Raw genomic sequence first — 19,660 nt, 5'->3', positions numbered from 1 at the left:
AAGACCCGGATTCTGCCGCCGTTAGACGTTCTAATGGATATGCGTGGAACAAGTAAACCGCCATCCGAGGTTCAAGCGCCGAGCCCAAGGCTCGCCCCAATCGAGACATCATAAAGCATGCAAGCTCCCACATTTGAGCCAGGACAATCGCGACTCGTCACGGTCCGGGAACTTCTAGAGTTCAAGTTTCACATACCTCCGTTCCAACGCCCCTATGACTGGGGCACCGAGCAAGTTGAAGACTTCATTCAAGATCTGCGCGAAACATCCAGCAGGAATATACCGCTATTTCTGGGCCTCGTTGTCGTATGCCCCGGCGAATACGGATTGGACATCGTGGACGGACAACAGCGGCTGACTACGTTGATGCTGGCAGTCGCCGCGCGCGGCTTCCGAGAAAGGGTTCTACGCACAAGTTCTGCCGGCCTGATTGACCTTTGGGTATCGCCTCGGGAAGCCGACCGGGACTTCACACTAGCCTTGCTGACAGACCGACGTGAAGCTCAAAAGACGCTATCTCAGCGACTTATGTCCGAAGCTCACGAAATGTTGGCGATGGCGCGAGACGCGTTCACGGACGAAGCCCTACTTGAGTCGCAGATCATTCTGTATGCTGCACCCTCGCTCGCTGGCGCGACGAGCCTGTTCGAGCGCATCAACTTGCGGGGTAAGGAGGTTTGTCAGTTCGACTTAGTGAAAAATAAGCTAATCGAGTGGGCGGCCGCAGTCAGTGACCGCAACGCCAAAGCAGAGCTCGAGAGATTGATTACCCGACGTTACGACGAGCTGTATCGGAAGCTCGATGTTGCCGACCGCGCGGAACCTCTCGACTCAGACAAACTGCTGAAGGTGCATTGGATTCTGATATCCGAACGGCAATTCAAGAGTTCGGACAAGGTGCTCGAACAGTTCGATGCAACCTTGAAATCTGTCAAGGCGACCGGCGGCAATATTGCCGGCTGGATCGAGCGATATCTCAACACGCTCGTAGAAGTCGCGGAAGCATGGGTGGCCGTCGAGCGCCCATACGAGAAGATGCCCGATCGCTATAGCAAGAAGCTGCGAGACGCCCTCCTCGATTTCGCTCGACTCGGACGTGACGGCGAGTTGCAGCCCTTGATCGTTGCCGCGATTCTTCGCTGGGATCAGGATGCGGAACGCCTTATCAGGTTCTGCGAAATCACATCGTTCAGATGTGCTCTGGCCCAGAAGAACAGCAATTACGGGCGTTCCTTCAAGTGGCGTGCAGGGCGTCAACTGTATCAACGATCGTGGAAGAATGCGCGCGGTGTTGCCGTGACTTCTGCTGCCGAAGCTGTGCATCAGCTCTATTGGAATGCGACGCCATACTGGAGTTCGCTGGAAGCGGCCAAACTCGGCGAAGAGTTAAATGAGGAATCCATTGCCGCTGAAATCTTCCCCGATGACGCATTGGACAGCCCCCATTTCTACCGTCAATACAGGCATGTCATCCACTATCTTTTCTGGAAGTACGGCAAGTATCTTCCGGAATCGGAGGAGTGGGCCACCGACACACGCGAGGACATTTCACCATTTCAAGACAGCGTCTGGTTCGAGGACCTTGGTTTCACAACATGGGATATCGAACACATTTATCCGCAGACGCCGGATGACCACGAATCAAAAGCAGGGCGCGTCCACATGAAGAACATGGCGCCCTGGCTGCATCACCTCGGGAATCTGACAGTCTTGCCTATTCGCGATAACCGAGGCATGAAGAACGCACCTTTTATTGGCGATCGGAGCAAACTTGGGTGGCTTCGCGATCAACGCAAAGTATCTTTCAACGAGCTTCTTGCAAATGCATCCTATCGCGGGAACCTTATGGACCGTCCACACTGGGGGGTCAATAACTGCAAGAAGCGTGTGGCTCAGTTGCAAGAAGCAGCTCGGACGCTTTGGGGCGATCTCGCCGCCATCGCCCTAGGGGTTGGTCCATTCGACGCGCGCGTGAACGAGCACGCGATCGATGTAGACGAGGACGATGACGCCGAATTGGCGGACGTCGATCGCTAGGGGAAGGCGCGACCAAGAACCGTCGCGCTCGCACACCATCACCCCATCAACGCCGCCAGCATCAGCGTTCGGTGCTCTGCGCGCGCGAGATCATGCGTTGCACTTCCGCCGAGGCGTTGATGGCAACAAGACTGATCTCCGGATGATCAGTAGTGAAGACCCGGAACACCTGATCTGCGAAAGCCTGGCCAATCGTCTCGACACCTGCGAAATCCAGCACGACGTACTTGAACAGTTCAACGCGCGCCAGGAGTCGTTTCGCTTGCGAGCGAGAGATCAGTTCATCGGCACCGTACTTTGCGAGTTGCACCGGCACCACGGTCTTGTTGAAGGTTGTGTCGCCATCGCCTTCCGTGAACTCGTCGAAGACTTTTCGCGTGGTTCTCGCGGTGTGGTTATGTAGCTCCATGAAGACGGCGGTTCCGCTCGCCGCCTTGGAACGCTCGATCAGCCAGTCCTCCGGCTTCCCTCGTTCATGCGAGAAGTGGAGACCACCGGAGAGGACGTCGAAATGATCGAACATTCTTGACGTGAAAAAAATCCCTTCACCCGAGTGATTGCGCGGGTCTGTGGTGAGCTTTCCCTTCGCTAGCTCAAAGATGGCTTGCCGTTCGTCCAGCAGATCGAACTCCTGCTGGATCTTCTTGAAGATGCCGACGCCATCGTCGGATATCACAATTTCCGTCGAAATCGCAGTTTTGGACACCTGTACTGCAATCGATGTGCCCTTAGAATGGTCGATAGCGTTATTGAACATCTCAGTAAAACCGTGGTGCCAAATATTGAGGACGTTGTCGGGCAACGGCTCGATGCACGGCTTTATGTCCCGTCGCCAGACGAGATCTTCGTCAAGATTGACGCCAAGATCGTAAAAAAACTGCTTCTTCTCCAGAGGGGCGAGCTTGTACCTAGGCGCACGGGAGGAGCCCTCCATCGTAATCGCGCCTTGCTCTCGGAGTCTTGTCAGATGCTTATTCACTGCCTGACGCGAGATCGAGAATTTCTCCGCCGCCAGATTCGCGATATCGCCGCTGTGTGCCTCGATATTCTCGAGAATAAAGCAGCGTACTTGCTCGCCCTTCTCGCGCACCTTGCTGATCATGTTGCACCTGGAGTTTGCTGGGGTATGCGTAGCGAGTGTCAACCAGATCCGCAACCTTTGTCAACCTTAACTCACTCGAATGGCAACATTTCACCCAAATCGCCGGCAGAATAGGATGTGGCGCCGCGGATCAACCCGCGATGGCGAACGGGCCGCCCCGCCCAAACACGGCCTCCGCAAAGCGCTCGCCCATCCGCAGGTGCGCGGCCCCGTCGGGGTGGAGTTCGTCCGGCAGCGGCAACTCGCTGGCGTCCTGCTCGCCGTATAGTGCGAGCCCGTCCAGGTAATACAGGTTCGGATCGGTCGCCGCGCGCTGCCGCACGATGTCGCGCAACGTATCGCGGATGACAGCGAGCGTCAGCTTTCCATTCGCGACGTCTGCCGCGTCGCCGCCCGCCAGAAAGGACAGCCGGCCGGCCGCCAGTGCCGTCATATCGAACACGGTGGGGCCGGGCGCGTGCTCATGGATCGGGCAATAGATCGGCGAGACGATCAGCAGCGGCGTCGTCGGATGCCCCTCGCGAATCGTGTCGAGGAAACCGTGCACCGCGGGCGTGAAGGCCCGCAGCCGCATGAGATCGTAGTTGACGAGGTTGATGCCGAGCTTCAGGCTGATAAGGTCGGCGCGCGTATCGCGCATCGTGCGCGCCGCGAACGGGTCGAGCAGTGCGCTGCCGCCGAGTCCGAAGTTGATCAGCTCCACCTCGCTTTTCAATGCCGCGACCGCGGGCCAGGTCGTTGTGGCACTGTCGCCATTCGATCCATGGCTGATAGAACTGCCATGATGGAGCCAGACGCGCCGGCCATCGTCGCCGACGGGTTCGACCGGTGCGGAGGCACGCAGCGCGACGAGCTCCGTGATCTCGCTGTACGGCAGCCAGATCTCGACGCGCTTGTCGTGCGCGGGCAGTCCGCCGAATACGAGCCTGGCAATCTCGCCCGGTTGCGTGGTGGACGTCCCGGCCTTCATATCGAGGATCACGGTATCGCCGCCGTCCGCACTGCATTGCCGCACAAGCCGCCCATCGACCAGCAGGTCATATACGCCGACAGGGCGCGGCGGCATACCGGCATACGAGCGCCGTATGGGAAACACATCGAGCGCGATATCGGTGGCGGCAGTCCGAAAAACGAGCCGGACACCGGAAGGCTGCGCCTCGGCCATCCCAAGCTGCGGATCGGCACACTGCGCACGCGCCCACGCGGGCAACCGGTGCGGCATCAGCCCCCGCGCCGTCGCCTCGAGCTCGCAGGCCCCTCGAAGGATCGATGCGGTGATGGGTACCGTGACCCAGGTGAATTGATCGTTCATGGTGATCGGGAGCAGCGCGGCAAGAAAAGAAACCGCCATGATAATCCCGCGGGAATGCTGTCGCCGTGTGACAACACCCCACTTCGAGGGGCGGCCGGGGCCGAGGCCGGTTTGCTAATCTCGGCGCCTTGCCCGGTTAGTCTTCTCATGAAAAAGCTCCTTCTGCTCGCCCCCGTCCTGCTCCTGGCCGCATGCGCGACTCGCGTCGACTACCAGGCGTCTACCGTCAGCAATCCGCAGGCGGTCGTCCAGCGCATCCTGTATGAGCAGCCCGGCAAGCGTCGCCCCGAACTGGTTCAGGTCACCGACCGCTATATGGAATACGGCCGTGGCGTGAAGACGGTGCCCACGCCGGGCACGAGCACGGAGGCCGACACGACAACGACGATTCGGAAAGGCACCCGTATCTACTACCGGTCCATTGCCGAAACGCGCATCTATCAGAAGAGCAGCCTGTTTGTCGTCGAACCGCGGACGTCGGCAAACCGGCCATTGGCGCAAATCCTCGTCGTCGACGAGGAATCCGCCAAGCGGATGGCCGATGCGCTGGCGACATTGAAGTCGCAGGCGCCCGAGGGAGATTGAGCGCATCGCGAGCGGCAGTTCCCGACCATCAAGGAAACCGCCAATATGGCAGCATGACATTTCCCCGTACGCTGTTTGCCGCAGAGATTCGCGTTCAAGCCAAGTCACGCGATTTCACGTTAACCCGAGCAAACAATCAAAACAACGGAGGAGACCCGTCATGCCGTATCGCCACCCCATTCTTGCAGGCGCCCTCGGTGCCTGTCTCGCATTCAGCGCAACGATTGCGGGCGCGCAGCCGACTGCCTTCCCCACCAAGCCCATTTCGATCGTCGTCCCCAATCCGCCGGGCGGCGTCGTGGATACCTCGGCGCGGCTGATTGCCGATTCGCTGGCCAAGGAGATCGGGCAGGCCGTCGTCATCGACAACCGCGCGGGCGGCAGCGGCAATATCGCGTATCAGCTCGTCGCGCGCGCGCCGAAGGACGGCTATACGCTGCTGGCCTCCTACTCGGCCTATCACGTCGGCAATCCGTCGATGTTCTCGAAGCTGCCGTGGAGTCAGAAGGATCTGATTCCCGTCGCGCTGATCTCCGTGGCGACCAACGTCATTACGGTCAATCCGTCGCTGCCAGCGAACAACCTGAAGGAATTCATCGCGTATCTGAAGCAGAACCCCGGCAAGGTCAATTACGCGTCGCAGGGCAACGGTTCGCTCTCCCATGTCGGCACGGAACTGTTCGATCAGGTCACCGATACCAGAATGGTGCACGTTCCCTACAAGGGTTCGGGTCCCGCCATTCAGGATGTACTGGCCGGCCAGGTGCAGGTGTTCATCACGACGCCGCCGTCGGTGATCGGGCATATCCAGACCGGCAAGCTCCGGGCACTGGCCGTGACCAGCAAGACGCGGCATCCGATGCTGCCCAACGTTCCGACCACCGCCGAGGCCGGGCTGCCCGGCTTCGAACTGGAAGCCTGGGTGGCCCTGTTCGCACCGGCCGGCACGCCGCCGGAAGTCGTGACGAAGCTCTCCACGAACGTGAAGCAGGTACTCGAGCAATCGGAAACGAAGAAGCGCGCAGAAGGCGTCGGCATCGAAGCGCGCTATCTGGACCCGGCTGGCCTGTCCGCGCTGGTGGCGAAGGATACCGAGTACTGGGGCAAGATCATCAAGGCCAAGAACATCACGGCCGATTGATCGTCGTGGCAACCGCCGACGCCCGCACGGGCGTCGCGGTCAAGGGCCGCTACCGGCTGTGGATTCAACCGGTCGATGCAACACACTAGACGCTGCATGAGCAGTGGAGGTGTTGCAAATCAAACAGAGACGGCGAATCTATTCACCGATTGATCAAGACGCATTGCTCCAAGGGTGATGCGTTGGCGGACAGTGCTCAATATGAAGCTGCGGTTGCAGCCTACAACCAGGCGTGGGACTTGGTTCCAGAGCCGAAGACCATTTGGAACGCGTCCACCTGGATTCTTGCCGCCATCGGCGATGCTTGCTTCTTGGGAGGCTATGCAACCTCCAGTAAGGGGGCGCTGTCCCCTGCGCTTACCTGTCCAGGTGGATTAGGCAATCCGTTCATTCACATGCGGCTCGGGCAACTGGCCTACGACGCTGGCGATCTTGACGCGGCAGCCGACGAACTCATGCACGCGTATATGGGCGCTGGCGACGGGATCTTCGACAACGAGGACAGAAAGTACCTTACATTCTTAGGCACACGGGCGAAGCTGTAAGAGTTATTCGGCAACCGGCTGTTCTGCGCACGCGCGTAGAAAGATCGCGAAGGTTCGGCTTTCCTCAACCACCAGTCTCCCAGCCATGAAGAATTCACTGGCAGATATATCAACACACGCCCTCGCGCTGGCAGGCTATCCCCCTCTTCTCAAGCATATCCTAGATGGCAGGGAATACGGACCTCTCCTGAAGAGCTCAAATGTCGACAAGCATAGGCTGGATTGAAATATATGAGGAAAAGATGATAAATCTTATTTTGATGAGTAGATGCATTTTGTATTTCGGAATAGCTTTGATTTTTTATATTAATGATGCGAATGCGCTAGAGAATTCTGTAATTGGGGGAACGAGTCTGATAGAAAGTCGCGCCCAAAAGGGAGTTTGCGATGACGTGGCACGTCTCCTGAAACCTGTACCAGGCGCCCGAAAACTGCCTCTTGATGTGCTTTCGGAGGATCTTGGTGGCAGGCGATGGCGATACAAAGGCGTCGACATCGACAAAGATGGGAAAGAAGACGATGTGATTGAAAGTTGCGGCAGTCCATCGGATGGAACGTGCGTATTAGATGTCCGCACAAGTAGTGGGTCAGAATATAGTTTCGATGATAGCTATTTTTTTCTAATTAAATATAAAAAATACTTTTATGTTGTAATCGGATATCACGGGGAAAACCTAGTTGATCGTAGGTCATTGAAAAAATTGGGAGTATTTGGTGTTTTGAATGTGTGCAATAGGTTATAGATGCAATCTATGGAGAAATAGTGAGGATTAAAATATAAAATATTTCCGTTGATGCATATATCAATCATTTGGTTAACGCCATTTCGCCACTCGAAGGATTCGATGCACATGTCAAATTAAGATCGGACCGAGGTGCGACTATTGGTTATGGGTATACGTTTAATAGAAACAACAATGTGGATTTGTGGAGGCGTGTGGTAGCCTGCCATTCCCTTGTTTAGGCCGACATCCACGTCAAGCATGTTTTTCATCGCAAGAAAGCCAACACTGCGTCTCTGTTGAGGCTCTTCAGAATCACCTGCCACGTCGGCCCAAACGAGTATTCCCCTGTATGGCCGTTTGATAGCCCGCCCAACGTGGCTTGCTTAACAGTTCGCTCCGTCGCGGATGGTACCGAACCCATCCTTCTGGTGACACGAGACGCGGACGACGGGATGTGGCAATTCCTTTCCGGCGATGTTGTGATTGCAGAAAATGCAGTGGTCGTTTCGCTTGAAGAGATGGTTCTGCAGGACGCGACCGTACTGCATCTCGCCGATGTTGGACCTGGATGGATGGCATGGCGAGAGGACCGCGACGCCCCCTGGCAGCGCCGGGCCATAGAGAATCGAATCAACGAATGAGATCGCTAGCCGCACACGGCCAGACTCGGACACTACCCTTTGGCCAGCGAGTGTCCGCTGCGCAGGCTTGAACTGACGCTGACGCGGCCCACTTCACTGACACAGAAGGCCCTGCTCTCGAGCAAGTTGCAGCTCGAGATGAGCCGCTTAAGTCAGACGTCGGCGACTAGTCACCTGCCAATCTGGTGGGATACTTCGCGAACCTGTCATTAGATTGGCCTTGAGGGCCAACTATGCAGCGCGAATTTAAGGGGCATCATCTCAATCCTGTTTCCGGGCAATCAAAAAGACATCCTCCTCCATCTCGCTTTCGTAATACATGTGCCCATATGAGGGAAATACCACCATAACGCCCTTCTTTAAATATCCCCAAGCGGACTCAGCGTCGTTTGGCGTGTAGTCGCCAGCATCGATATCGCATACGACAACCCCTCCACGATCCTCACCAAGTCCAACCATATCGCCAACCTTCACATCTTGACCATCTGCATATTTCATATCGCACCTAAGAAGCTAGTTTGCAAAATGCTCGATTGGTATCGCGCTCGCTGGTAGGTCTTGGGGGCGTACCGCGCCAACCGGCTGCCAAAAGCACCAGCACGGCTTTGAACTACTCCGCGGGGCTTGGTTTGCCTTAGCAATGTTGTAGTGCGGTCCCTCAATCCCATGCTGAACCTTGCCTGGAGGAGGCGTATCCAGCGGCCGATATGCAATCGTACCTAAAGCAACAATTCGTCCTGTCACAGTCTTGCAAGGCGGACAAGGTTCGTTGCTGCCGCATATCGCATCCTTTGCTGCCTGAATTCCTTTCTCGATGGTCTGCGTTGTCCACGTTGCCAGGATGGTAACGGGATCGGGCCACTGCCGCGAGCCAGGCTGTGCGCGAGCACGCCCTCCAACCTGCCGAGGGTGCTGGGAATCTTCGTCGGTGTCGTCACTGCGATCTACCTCGCCGCCGCGGCGATCGTGCCGGAGACCATCGGGCGCCTTGGAGAAAAGTGAGGCGACTGCGCAGGCCGATCCGCGCCAGCCTCAGAACGTCCGCTTCCCTAACCTGCTCGGGTAGCGCCTGCTTTCGTCCTCCGTCGGTGGCATCTCGCTCGCTGCGTGGATGCACCCGATGCCGCGCAGCGTCGCTTCAACGGCCTCATCCAGCGGCGTGTGCGGTTCATCGCCGAGGACGGATTTCAGCTTGTCATTCCTGAGGCGAACCGGCATTTGCCACAGATAGCGCATCTCGCGCATCTCGCGGAGTGTGGCGACGAAGGGCGAGGCCAGCATGAGCCATCGCCATGGGAAGGCCCGCAGTTTGGGCGCACGGCCGCCGCGACGCACCACGACGCGGCGGATGGCTTCGGCCATCTGCCCGCCATCTGCGTCCCAATGGCCTGCCATGTGGAACACCGCAAACGGCGCCAGTGTTTCTCGCCGCGCGAGCAATGCCACCATCGTGCGGGCGACGTCCGGCAGATAGGCCCACTGATGTCCGATGCCCATACGCCCCGGAAGATTGACGACGTCGACAGGACGGCCGGGCTTGACCAGCCCTTGCGAGAACCAGTTATTGCCGGCCTTCGGGCCAAAGAAGTCCCCCGCGCGGACTACGATCGCGCGTGCGCCGCTGGCCGTGGCGGATCGCAGACGCCTTTCCAGCTCGACCCGGATGCCTCCCTTGCGTGTTCGCGGATGCTCGGGCGAGTCTTCCCGCAGTTCCGGGAAGGCGTCCGGTCCGAAGTTATACACGGTGCCCGGCAGCACGATGGTGGCGCGTTGCGCTGTCGCCGCGGCGATCGTGTTATCGAGCATGGGCAGCACCAGTTCGTCCCAGCGGCGATAGCCGGGTGGATTCACCGCATGCACGATGACCGAGCACCCCTCAGCGGCCGCCATGACATCGTTCCGGCGCATGGCATCCCCAGAGATCCACGTGATGCCATCCTCAACCGGCGTGGGACGCGGGCCGCGAGTCAGCGCGCGCACGTTCCATCCCGCGTCCCGAAGCTGTCGAGCGACTTCGCCGCCGATCCCGCCTGTCGCGCCAAGAACCAAGGCTGTCTTGCTGGTCTGCATGTCGAATCTCCCCTGAACTCCCATGAACATGCGAGCATTTTCAATGCACCGGCGTTCGAATAAAATTGGCTAATCTCGTATATCCGTTATAGATTTTTGTATGGCTACCGAACCTAGCTGGGAACTCTATCGCTCATACCTGAGCGTGCTGCAGGAGGGTTCGCTATCGGGTGCCGCGCGCGCTCTGGGGCTCGCCCAACCCACGGTGGGCCGCCATGTGGAAGCACTGGAAACGTCCCTCGGGCTCAATCTTTTCACGCGCTCGCAAACGGGATTGCTGCCCACGCCGGCCGCTCTGGAACTCAAGCCCTACGCCGAGGCCATGCACAGTGCCGCCGCCGCACTGATGCGCGCCGCCGAAAGTCAGGGGGACGTCAAGGGGACCGTGCGCATCAGCGCGAGCGAGATGATCGGCGCGGAGGTGCTGCCGCCCATCGTGGCGGAACTCCAGGCCGCACACCCGGGCCTCAAGGTCGAACTTGCGTTGACGAACCGCGTCGAGGATCTGCTGCTGCGCGAAGCCGACATTGCCGTTCGCATGGTGCGACCGAATCAGGACGCCTTGCTGGCCCGGCGCATTGGCGTCGTCGAACTGGGCCTGTATGCTCACCGAGCGTACTTGCGCAAACGCGGAACACCGGAAAAAACCGCCGACCTGGCGAAGCACGCGTTGATCGGCTTCGACGAGGAGACGCCGTTCCTGCGAGCCGGGAGCAGGTCGCTGCCCGGCTGGCGTCGCGATGCCTTTGCGATGCGCACGGACAGCGACCTTGCACAATTCGCGCTGATCCGCGCGGGAGCGGGCATCGGCGTCTGCCAGGTGGCACTGGCCCGGCGCTATCCAGACCTCGTGCGGGTCATGGGCGACGATTTCACGTTTCCACTCGAGATGTGGGTCGCGATGCATGAAGACCTGCGCCACAGCGCGCGCTGCAAGGTTCCATTCGACGCCCTGTGCGTGGGCCTGGAGCACCACGTGGCATGAGCTGCGAGATCATGATGAACCAGCGCGCGTGCCCGGGGGCGGCTCGCTACTGCACATGCAGGATCACAATGCCTTCCGAGATGGTAGGCGCGCTCGCGCCCAGGCCTGCGGCGTTCTGGCCGATCCAGTCCCGGGCGCGTCGGCTGCTTTCATCGACGCCCGATTTGTCTTCGCAGACGGTGACCGAGAAGCCGAATTCGCCGTCTTCGCTTCGCGCTAGCGTGTAGCTGACGAAGCCATTCACCTCGCGCATCAGCGATCCGATCTCGCCAGTGCGTCGTTCCAGGACGTCGAAGAGTTCCTTGGCGCCTGCCCCTGAATATGCGCGTATGACTGTGTGCATGATGGTCACCCAAACGTGATCGCTCGAGTTGGCGCGGGGGCGCCAGACGATCGGTTCTCACAGGCACAGTTGTAGCGCGTTATCCGGGAAATACCAGTTGCCTGACGCTCGACGTCGCCGGGCGACCGGTGCAAGTCACCTACGACGCCACCTTGAAGATAAAGTCCACCTCTACCGAAGCGCCCTTCGGCAACTGCAGGACGCCGATGGACGAACGCGTGTGGATGCCGACGTCGCCGAGCACCGAATACAAGACGTCGGATGCCCCGTCCGCGACTTCGCTTTGCATCGTGAAGTCTGGCGCGCTACGAATGAACACGTTGATGCGCGGCACGGCCTGAATCGCATCTAGCGTGCCGCAGGCTTTTTTGATGAGCGCAAGCGCCCGGAGCGTCGAGATGCCTGCCGCGCGCCGCGCCTCTTCGAGCGAGATGGATTCGCCCACGACACCGATGAAACGTACTACATCTCCGACGCGCGGGATCTGCCCGGCGATATAGGCGAGGTTCCCATCGACCAGGACCGGGGTGTACTTTCCACCGATCTTGATCTGCTCATTCGGATCGAACCCAAACTCCGCCGCGATATGTTGCAGCTTCTGGTCTCTTGTTTGGCCGCTTGTCATGGGCACCTGTACGGACGCTGTCGGAAAAACATAGAGCGTAATCCATTGCTCCGGGTTTGTCCGACATGAAGGCGAACGCGCGACGGATCAGTCCCCCGCCCCCTGTTCCCCGACATTGCCTACGACCACCGCCTTCAGCCCGTCACGGAATGCCGTCGCCTGGGCCGCGCCGTTCAATTGCTCGAACTCCCGTTGCGCGCTCCGCCAGAGCGGGGCGGCCTTGTCATGCAGCCGCTGCCCTTCCTTCGTGAGCGCGATCAGCCGGCTTCGGCCGTCCGTTGGCGACGGAGTGATCGTCACGTAGCCATCGCGTTCGAGGAAGCCGACCATCTTTCCCATCGCCGTGCGTTCGATGTCGAGCCGCTCGGCGAGCGCGTTGATCGGCGCACTGCCTACCTCGTTCAGTACCGCGAGCGTCATGAATTGGGTAATGCGCAATCCCGCCGGTTCGAGGTGGCTGTCGTAGAGGCGCGAGATCTGCCGGCTAGCCTTCCTCGCAGCAAAGCAATTGCACGCGTCGATGCCAAGCGGCTCGTTCAACGGCGACATCTCGATTTCACTCCTCGTTCGGTTGCTACACGCCCTCTGGCGGCTCGATATAGCCCGGCACTTCGGCCGCGAGGGTGCTCTTCAGCACGGCCGTTCCCTTGTCGGCCATGACTTCGTTCTTGCCAGCGGCGAGCGCGTCATAGGTCTGCCGTACGACATCGTCCGGACTGGATTTCGGTACATCGATGCCCTTCGTCAAGTCGGTGTCAACGAAGCCGACGTGCAGGCCGAGGACGTGGATGTTACGCCCTTTCAGATGGAAGCGAAGCTGATTCGTGAAGCTCCACGCCGCAGCCTTCGAGGCGGCATAGGGCGTCAGAATGGGGCGCGGCAGCCAGACGATGTCGGAAAGAACGTTGATGATCGCCGCCTGCGGCTTGTCTGTCAGTACCGCTTCAAAGGCCTGCGAGACACGCACCACGCCATAGTAGTTGGTCTCGAACATCTGTTTTGACTGGTCTTCGGCATCGCCCGCGAGCGGCCCTTCGATCAGGGCGGCGATACCGGCGTTGTTGATCAGCAGCGTCGTATCGGCAGCGATCTTCGCGGCAGCCGCGATCGAGGCTTTGTCGGTGACGTCGATCTTCACGGGCACGACGCCCGGTTCCTTGAATCCGTCGATATTGCGCATGCCCGCGTACACCTTCGCCGCACCCCGACGAACGGCCTCGCGTGCAAACGCCAGGCCGAGGCCGAGGCTGGCGCCGGTGATGAAGACAGTTGCGTTTTTCACGTTCATGACACCCTCCTGGGTTTCGTATAAAAGCATATGCTCTCTTTCGACGCAGAATAGGAGCATATGCACGCAGTGTCAAGAAGGAAGCAGTGGCAACAAGGAGGATGTAGAGATCTCTACACCGTTGAAGAAGCCTATGCCCAGCGGCATGTACGTAGTGCGGTCCTTTCGACCACTCAAGTGAGCGTGCCTTCAGCCGTCCGAGAGCACCTTCAACGCAAGAGGATTCGTGGCGGCCGTCTTCACCGAACCGATGGCGACGACGCTGTAATTGGTGCCCGCATTGACCGTCAGATTGGCTTGAATCGCGGTGGCGGACGTGCCAGCCAGATTCACTTGAACGAGATAGCTCCCCGCGCTCAGATTCAGGTAGTCACTGATGGCGGCGAACGGTACGTTCGCGAGCACCTTCTGACCGTTGACGAGAACATCCACGGCGCCGGCGTCGGGCGCGGCATGCACGACCCGCACACTCGCCTGACCCGCCGGTGGCGGGGTCGTCCGGTCCGTCGCCAGCAGCAGTTGAATGCTGGCCACGAAGTTGGCCGCAATCGCCGTGTAGGTTGCACCGCCATTCAACGTCGGCGATACATCGATGACCGTCTTGCTCGTGCCGGCCGCATTCACCGTGATGCGGTGAGACCCGGCCGGGACATTCAGGTAATTGGAAACGGCCGGATATGGCACATCGCCGAGCACTTTGCTGCCATCGACAAAGACATCGACATTCGGCGCATCGGGGGATGCATGAAGGACCCGCAGCCGCCCGTTCGACGGGCCGTCGTCGTCACCGCCGCACGCGCTCAGCACCACCGCGGAAACCATCGCCAGGACAAGACTCAACAAGATTCGCATAGTCACCTCCGTATCCGTATCGGCATTACCGGTCACTCACCAGCGAAGCCAGCCCGCCTCGAGGGCGCCTCGCTACTGATTGGTAGCAATTTATACGATGGAGTAGCGACGGGCAAGGAATCCGCCGAGTCAGTCCAGCGCGCGGAGTCAGTCCAGCGTGATCTCAGGCCACGGCCTGCCCCAATGGCGGCATGACGTCTGCCGGGATGGGACACACGTAAGGCTGGCCGCCCAGGCGCTGTTCCAGCTCCTGTCGTGCGGCGGCCAGCAAGGCGGGGTTCTGGAAGAGTTCCATGGCCGTACCCGCCATCGTCTTGGCCGCGAGCAGCATGCCCTTGTGCGCGATGGAGCTTTTGCCCTGTGCAACCCACTGCCACGAGTGTGGCGACGTGCCAAACGCGAAACACGCGGTCATGCACTGGGCGGTCGGTGTCACCCAGCTGACGTCGCCGACGTCCGTGGAAGCATGCATGCGCATCGGCCGCGCGCTGTCCAGCGCTTCCACGCCGTCGTACAATGGCTTCGGGTCCTTCCAGGCGTTCTGCAGCATGCGGCCGGCCATCTCGATTTCTTCGGGACGCGTGGTGGCGTGCATCGATGCAGCGAAGCCGAGCTCGGCCTGCTCATAGGACGGCGCCCCGAAATGCGAGAGTTGTCCGTGCATGGCGCGGTTGAGCACATCGTTCAACATGATGTTGGAGCACGCGGAATGCATCTGGATCTGCAACTCGCAGCCCGTCATCAGCGCGGCGCCGCGCGCGATGTCGCACACGCGGGCGTAGACCTCCGAGGCATCGGCGTTGCGCGGCGCGCGGATCATGTAGAGCGCTTCCGCCCGGGGTTGCACGACATTGGGCGCCACGCCACCAGCGTCCGTGATCGCGTAATGGACGCGCGCGTCCGGAATCATGTGTTCACGCAGGAAATTCGTCCCGACGTTCATCAGCTCCAGCGCATCCAGCGCGCTCCGCCCGAGGTGCGGTGAGGCCCCGGCATGCGCCGATATACCCGTGAACCGGAAGTACGCCTGCACGACGGCGAGCGATTCGAGGTTCATGATGCCGTTGAACACGCCGGGGTGCCACGTCAGCGCGGCGCCCAGATCGTCGAACAGGCCTGCCCGCGCCATATACGTCTTGCCCCAGCCGCCTTCCTCGGCCGGGCACCCATAGAATCGCACCCGCCCCTGCAGCCCGGCATCGTCCAGCATCTGCTTGACGGCGACGGCCGCGAGGTGTGCGCTCGTGCCCAGCAGATGGTGGCCACAGCCATGTCCATTGCCATTGGCGATTTCCGACGACGGCTGGCAGCGCAGGGCCAGGCTTTCCTGACTCAGGCCCGACAGCGCGTCGAACTCGCCGAGAATGCCGATCACGGGACCGCCCTCGCCCGCTTCCGCGACAAACGCTGTGGGGATGCCGGCCACGCCCTCGCGCACGGCGAAGCCTGCCTCTTTCAGATAATCGATATGCAGGCGCGCCGAATCGCGCTCCTGATAGCCGAGTTCCGCATACCGCCAGATTTCGTCGGACAGTGTCGCGTAACGCTGTCCGTGTTCGTCGACGAAGCGGCTTATGTTTGGGCCGATTTTTGCGCCGATGTTTGCTGCGTGCATTGGGTGGAGTCCTCGTGTTGTTGCAGGGGAAAAGGCGGGAATGCTTTCAGAAGTGGTGGGTGATGCCGACCGTCACGCTGGTCACCGTGCGGCCCGGCGCGCCGATGAACGCGCCGCTGTCGTAGTTGTAGGTCAGGCTCGCCTCGGGCCCATTGCGCATCAGGCCGGCTCGACCGTAAAAGGCGGTCCGCTTCGACAGGAAATGGTCGATGCCCACCGTGCTGCCGTAGCTGTAGTTGCCGTCACGCGACGTGCGCCGATAGCCGAGCGACATGCGAAGCAGGTTGTTGCGCCAGATCTTTTGCAGTCCCAGCAGATAGAGGTTCGAGATATCGCTGCCGTCGTGCTTCGGGACAATGCGGATGTAGGCCGCCTGGCCGATCAGCGGGCCGAAGTCATACATCGCGCTGGCCAGATAGGTATCGGTACGCTGGGACGCCGCTTCGGTGGCGTTACCGTTGCAGCTTCCCTTGACACTTGGGTCGCACCAGCTCTGGCCGAATGCCATCGTTGCCGCAAAGCGGTCGCCGTAGTAGGACCCCATCGCGGTCCGCGCCAACACCGCGGGTCCGACGGTTTGATCCGACTTGAACGAGTAACTGACGTCGCCTGCAAACGGACCGAACCGCGGTGACGCGTAGCGGATGGTCTTGTTCAACCGTGCGAGGGCATCGCCGCTTGCACCCATGCCGAGGTCGGCGACGCCGCCGAGGTATGAGTAGACCGATTCGTGCGCGGTCGCGAGGAACGGATCGGCATAGAGCGCCGCCGCGCCCAGTGACGTGTACTGGCGGCCCAGCATCAACTGCCCGAATTGCCGGTGATGCAGGCCGATGTACGAGGCACGGTTGAACAGCGTGCTGCTGTCCTGCATCGAACCGGAGTCCGACAGGAAGCCGTTCTCGATGCGAAAGAACGCCGTCCACCCCGCGCCAAGCGCCTCTTGTCCGTAGATGCCGAACTTGGACGTGTAGGACCCTCCGCTCTCTACCCGGGCCACGCCATTGCTGCCGGAGCGCGTGTAGTTGAAGCCGATATCCAGTGTGCCGTACAGGGAGAGCAGCGATTGCTGCGGCGCCACGCCGATGGATCGTGGGCCCAGGCCCACGGCCAGATAGGACACCAGCTGTTCGTACTGGGTCGGCGCCGCGTTGGCCGCCCCCATTGCGCTGAAAAGTACCGCGACACCTGCAAGAGATTTCCTGAACATTGATGCGCTCTGAAGAATGCGTAATGCGTGAATGGGCATGTCGAAAGGCAAAGCGGGTCCCCGGCACGCCGGTGGCGTGCCTGATGCGAACATCGGGGGAAAGACGCGTCAGGCGGCGCGGCGCGACTGTGCGGCGAAGCCCTGGAGCAAGGCGTTGTGCAGCCGTTCCGCGGGACCCGTCAGAACATGGTGGTTGTGCCGCAGCAGGCAGATCGGCTGGGCGGGCAGAGGCTCGGCGATGTCGAGGTACGCCACCCGCTGGCTCAGGAATTCACTGCGCATCGACTCGCTCGACAGGACCAGCAGCAGATCGGCGCGCCAGCAGAGCTCCATGGCGAGGTGGATCGACGCGCATTCCGTCACGCGCAGCGGCGGCTCCAGACCGTTCTCGGAGAACAACCGGCTGAAGGACGACTGCCGGTCGGGCAGCGGATCGAGCGATATCCAGTCGGCCTGCCGCAGTACACGCAAGGAGCGGGCGTTGCGCAGCGGGTGCTCCGGACGGGCGACGATGACGCTCGACAGCCGGCTGACCTCGATCGACTGGAAGAACCGATCCGGCGATTGCAGGTGCGACGAGACGGCCATGTCGATAGCGCCCTGACGCAACTGCTCCACCAGCTGGTTGGGGCGCATTTCCAGGACGCGCAGACGAACGTCCGGATAGGCCGTGCGAAATCCATCCAGCGTGTCGATCATCGGCTGCAGCATGGCGGTCAGCGGTGTGGTGCCAAGCGTGACCGTGCCACCCACGCCGTCCTGCATGTCGTCGAGGTCGGTCTTCGCGTGCTGCACGCTTTCCATGATCAGTCGTGCGTGCGCGAGTAGCCGGTGCCCCGCCGGCGTAAGCCGCGTTCCGGTGCTCGACCGTTCCAGCAGCGTGGTGCCGACGCTCGACTCCAGTTCCTGCACGGTCTTGCTCAGGGCGGGCTGCGTCACGTGGAGCTGACGGGCCGCTTCGTGGATACTCTGGCATTCGGCGATGGTGATCAACGCACGCAACTGGTTCAGTTTCATCTCAGCGCCCCGTTTCGCGGATGCTCGACAGCGCGGACAAGGTCACCACGCCGCACGCCATCATGTAAAGCGCAGGGGCCATCGGGTTGCCTGTCACGCCGATCAGCCAGGTCACCACGGCCTGCGACGAGCCGCCAAAGATCGTGACGCCGATGCTGTAGATCACGGACAGACCGCTGGCACGGACCCCGGCGGGCAGCATTTCCATGATCAGCAGCAGCATGGGCGCCGAAGCGATATTGCCGAGCGCGGTCAAGGTGGCCGTCACCGCAAGCACCAGCGGTACGCTCGGATAGGTATTGATCAGCCAGAATGCCGGATAGATCAGCGTCGTCGTGGCGAGCAGCGCCGCCAGCGCGATGGGCTTGCGGCGCACCAGACGGTCGGCGATGCGCCCGGCCAGCAGCGAGGACACGATCATCGTCGCGCCGGCCACGCAACCGGACAGCAGCGACAGCGACGACGGCATGCCGAGCACGCGGATCATGTACGTCGGCATGTAGAACACCACCAGGTACATGGCGACGGTACCCGCCGTGATGGAAAGCACCCCCTTGAGCACGCTGAGGCCGTGCTCGCGAAACAGCGTCCGCAGCGGGCTGGCCTCATGGGCGTGCTCGGGCAGCGTTTCATCGAGGTTGGCCCGGATGTACAGCCCCACGGGCGCGATCAGCAGGCCGAGCAGGAACGGCAGGCGCCAGCCCCACGCCTCCAGCGATTCGGCGGGCATCAGCGCATAGAGCGCCGTGCCGGTGGCGGCCCCTAGCAGCGCCGCTGCGCCTTGGCTCGCTGCCTGCCAACTGATGCGGTAGCCGCGACGCTGCACGCCGCCTGCTTCCATCAGCATCGACGTGGACGCGCCGATTTCGCCGCCCAGCGAGAAGCCCTGCAGCAGCCGCCCCGCCACGATGATGGCGGGCCCCCAGGCGCCCGCCATGGCATAGGTCGGCGCACAGGCGATGCACAGCGTTCCCACGACCATCAGGCCGATGGTCAGGGTCATGGCGGCCTTGCGGCCGCTGCGGTCGGCATAGCTACCGATGACGAAACCTCCGAGCGGGCGCATCACGAACCCGATGCCGAAAGTCGCGACGGCCAGCAGCAGCGACGCATAGGGGCTGGTGGCGGGAAAGAACAACTTGCCGATCATGACCGCGAAGAAGCTGTAGACGGTGAAGTCGTACATTTCCAGCGCATTGCCGACCGAACACGCGGCGATCACGCGGGACTGGTTGGACGTGAGGGACGGTGCGCGTGCAAGGGTAGCCGGGGCGCCAAGGGTTGCGTCATTCATGAGAATTGTCGAGAGCAGGTAAATGAACCACTGATACGATCCACCGATACGAACCACTGAAACGCATCGCGCGTCCAGCGGACGGCCACTTCATCTAGCAAGGCGCGTACCGCTGCGTCCTTGGTCACAGTATTCGTGGATTCCACACCCGTGCAAAATCGATAATTGTCATCGCGAAAACCTTTGGTTATCGCGAGCCCGCTGCGGGCAAATCAACCTGTCGCACGCACCATCGTCGTGCCCGGGTCACCAATGGCAGGCAACAAATCCGGG

20 protein-coding genes are annotated in these 19,660 nt (G+C 60.8%); 7 read left to right on the top strand and 13 right to left on the bottom strand.

What is annotated here, in order from left to right:
- Positions 1 to 117: 117 nt before the first annotated feature.
- Complete coding sequence (locus AAHB16_RS24700) at positions 118 to 2,037, top strand: DUF262 domain-containing protein (protein ID WP_342052232.1); 1,920 nt, start codon at positions 118 to 120, stop codon at positions 2,035 to 2,037.
- 61 nt (positions 2,038 to 2,098) lie between these two features.
- Here the strand turns inward: AAHB16_RS24700 and AAHB16_RS24695 are convergent, their stop codons facing one another.
- A complete protein-coding gene (locus tag AAHB16_RS24695; protein WP_342052231.1) occupies positions 2,099 to 3,139 on the bottom strand; it encodes an STAS-like domain-containing protein in 1,041 nt (346 codons plus the stop codon).
- 130 nt (positions 3,140 to 3,269) lie between these two features.
- Positions 3,270 to 4,451, bottom strand: a complete 1,182-nt coding sequence (locus tag AAHB16_RS24690; RefSeq protein WP_342052230.1) for an SGNH/GDSL hydrolase family protein — start codon at positions 4,449 to 4,451, stop codon at positions 3,270 to 3,272.
- Positions 4,452 to 4,598: 147 nt separating this feature from the next.
- Between AAHB16_RS24690 and AAHB16_RS24685 the strand changes: the two genes are divergently transcribed.
- The 5 genes from AAHB16_RS24685 to AAHB16_RS24665 all read left to right on the top strand — a co-directional run bounded on the left by AAHB16_RS24685 (position 4,599) and on the right by AAHB16_RS24665 (position 8,088).
- Complete coding sequence (locus AAHB16_RS24685) at positions 4,599 to 5,036, top strand: hypothetical protein (protein WP_150375081.1); 438 nt, start codon at positions 4,599 to 4,601, stop codon at positions 5,034 to 5,036.
- A gap of 160 nt (positions 5,037 to 5,196) precedes the next feature.
- The gene (locus tag AAHB16_RS24680) at positions 5,197 to 6,177 is read left to right on the top strand and encodes a Bug family tripartite tricarboxylate transporter substrate binding protein (protein ID WP_342052229.1); all 981 of its coding nucleotides are present in this window, start codon (positions 5,197 to 5,199) and stop codon (positions 6,175 to 6,177) included.
- A gap of 149 nt (positions 6,178 to 6,326) precedes the next feature.
- A complete protein-coding gene (locus tag AAHB16_RS24675) occupies positions 6,327 to 6,722 on the top strand; it encodes a tetratricopeptide repeat protein (protein WP_342052228.1) in 396 nt (131 codons plus the stop codon).
- Between the two features lie 200 nt (positions 6,723 to 6,922).
- Positions 6,923 to 7,465, top strand: coding sequence for a hypothetical protein (locus AAHB16_RS24670; RefSeq protein WP_342052227.1), 543 nt, complete (start codon positions 6,923 to 6,925; stop codon positions 7,463 to 7,465).
- Between the two features lie 434 nt (positions 7,466 to 7,899).
- On the top strand, positions 7,900 to 8,088 hold the full coding sequence (locus tag AAHB16_RS24665) for a hypothetical protein (RefSeq protein ID WP_342052226.1): 189 nt from the start codon (positions 7,900 to 7,902) through the stop codon (positions 8,086 to 8,088).
- 261 nt (positions 8,089 to 8,349) lie between these two features.
- Here the strand turns inward: AAHB16_RS24665 and AAHB16_RS24660 are convergent, their stop codons facing one another.
- Both AAHB16_RS24660 and AAHB16_RS24655 read right to left on the bottom strand, forming a co-directional pair.
- Complete coding sequence (locus AAHB16_RS24660; RefSeq protein WP_342052225.1) at positions 8,350 to 8,586, bottom strand: hypothetical protein; 237 nt, start codon at positions 8,584 to 8,586, stop codon at positions 8,350 to 8,352.
- Between the two features lie 534 nt (positions 8,587 to 9,120).
- On the bottom strand, positions 9,121 to 10,158 hold the full coding sequence (locus AAHB16_RS24655) for an NAD-dependent epimerase/dehydratase family protein (RefSeq protein ID WP_342052224.1): 1,038 nt from the start codon (positions 10,156 to 10,158) through the stop codon (positions 9,121 to 9,123).
- Between the two features lie 100 nt (positions 10,159 to 10,258).
- Here AAHB16_RS24655 and AAHB16_RS24650 point away from each other — a divergent pair, with 100 nt between their 5' ends.
- The gene (locus tag AAHB16_RS24650; RefSeq protein ID WP_342052223.1) at positions 10,259 to 11,143 is read left to right on the top strand and encodes a LysR family transcriptional regulator; all 885 of its coding nucleotides are present in this window, start codon (positions 10,259 to 10,261) and stop codon (positions 11,141 to 11,143) included.
- 46 nt (positions 11,144 to 11,189) lie between these two features.
- On the opposite strand, the gene AAHB16_RS24645 is transcribed toward AAHB16_RS24650, so the two are convergent.
- The 9 genes from AAHB16_RS24645 to AAHB16_RS24605 form a co-directional block, all read right to left on the bottom strand.
- Complete coding sequence (locus tag AAHB16_RS24645; RefSeq protein WP_150375088.1) at positions 11,190 to 11,486, bottom strand: hypothetical protein; 297 nt, start codon at positions 11,484 to 11,486, stop codon at positions 11,190 to 11,192.
- Positions 11,487 to 11,625: 139 nt separating this feature from the next.
- The gene (locus AAHB16_RS24640) at positions 11,626 to 12,111 is read right to left on the bottom strand and encodes a RidA family protein (protein WP_342052222.1); all 486 of its coding nucleotides are present in this window, start codon (positions 12,109 to 12,111) and stop codon (positions 11,626 to 11,628) included.
- An 87-nt stretch (positions 12,112 to 12,198) separates the two neighbouring features.
- Positions 12,199 to 12,660, bottom strand: coding sequence for a MarR family winged helix-turn-helix transcriptional regulator (locus AAHB16_RS24635; protein WP_342052221.1), 462 nt, complete (start codon positions 12,658 to 12,660; stop codon positions 12,199 to 12,201).
- A gap of 25 nt (positions 12,661 to 12,685) precedes the next feature.
- Positions 12,686 to 13,399, bottom strand: a complete 714-nt coding sequence (locus AAHB16_RS24630; protein ID WP_342052220.1) for an SDR family oxidoreductase — start codon at positions 13,397 to 13,399, stop codon at positions 12,686 to 12,688.
- Positions 13,400 to 13,588: 189 nt separating this feature from the next.
- Positions 13,589 to 14,251, bottom strand: coding sequence for a DUF4397 domain-containing protein (locus tag AAHB16_RS24625; protein WP_150375091.1), 663 nt, complete (start codon positions 14,249 to 14,251; stop codon positions 13,589 to 13,591).
- Positions 14,252 to 14,414: 163 nt separating this feature from the next.
- Positions 14,415 to 15,866: a M20 family metallopeptidase gene (locus tag AAHB16_RS24620; RefSeq protein WP_342052219.1), complete on the bottom strand. Its 1,452-nt coding sequence runs from the start codon at positions 15,864 to 15,866 to the stop codon at positions 14,415 to 14,417.
- 46 nt (positions 15,867 to 15,912) lie between these two features.
- Positions 15,913 to 17,076, bottom strand: a complete 1,164-nt coding sequence (locus AAHB16_RS24615) for a porin (RefSeq protein WP_191002389.1) — start codon at positions 17,074 to 17,076, stop codon at positions 15,913 to 15,915.
- A gap of 108 nt (positions 17,077 to 17,184) precedes the next feature.
- Entirely contained in the window at positions 17,185 to 18,093 is a 909-nt protein-coding gene (locus AAHB16_RS24610; protein WP_342052218.1) for a LysR family transcriptional regulator, read from the bottom strand.
- 1 nt (position 18,094) lies between these two features.
- Positions 18,095 to 19,387 carry an MFS transporter gene (locus AAHB16_RS24605; RefSeq protein WP_342052217.1) on the bottom strand — a complete coding sequence of 431 codons (1,293 nt, stop codon included), beginning with the start codon at positions 19,385 to 19,387 and terminating at the stop codon, positions 18,095 to 18,097.
- Positions 19,388 to 19,660: the final 273 nt, after the last annotated feature.

Origin of the sequence: Cupriavidus sp. OTU4054 (assembly GCF_038440175.1) — a bacterium.
GTDB lineage: Bacteria > Pseudomonadota > Gammaproteobacteria > Burkholderiales > Burkholderiaceae > Cupriavidus > Cupriavidus pauculus_D.
Note: the sequence above shows the minus strand (reverse complement) of the source record. Positions and strands in the feature narration are given on the sequence as shown.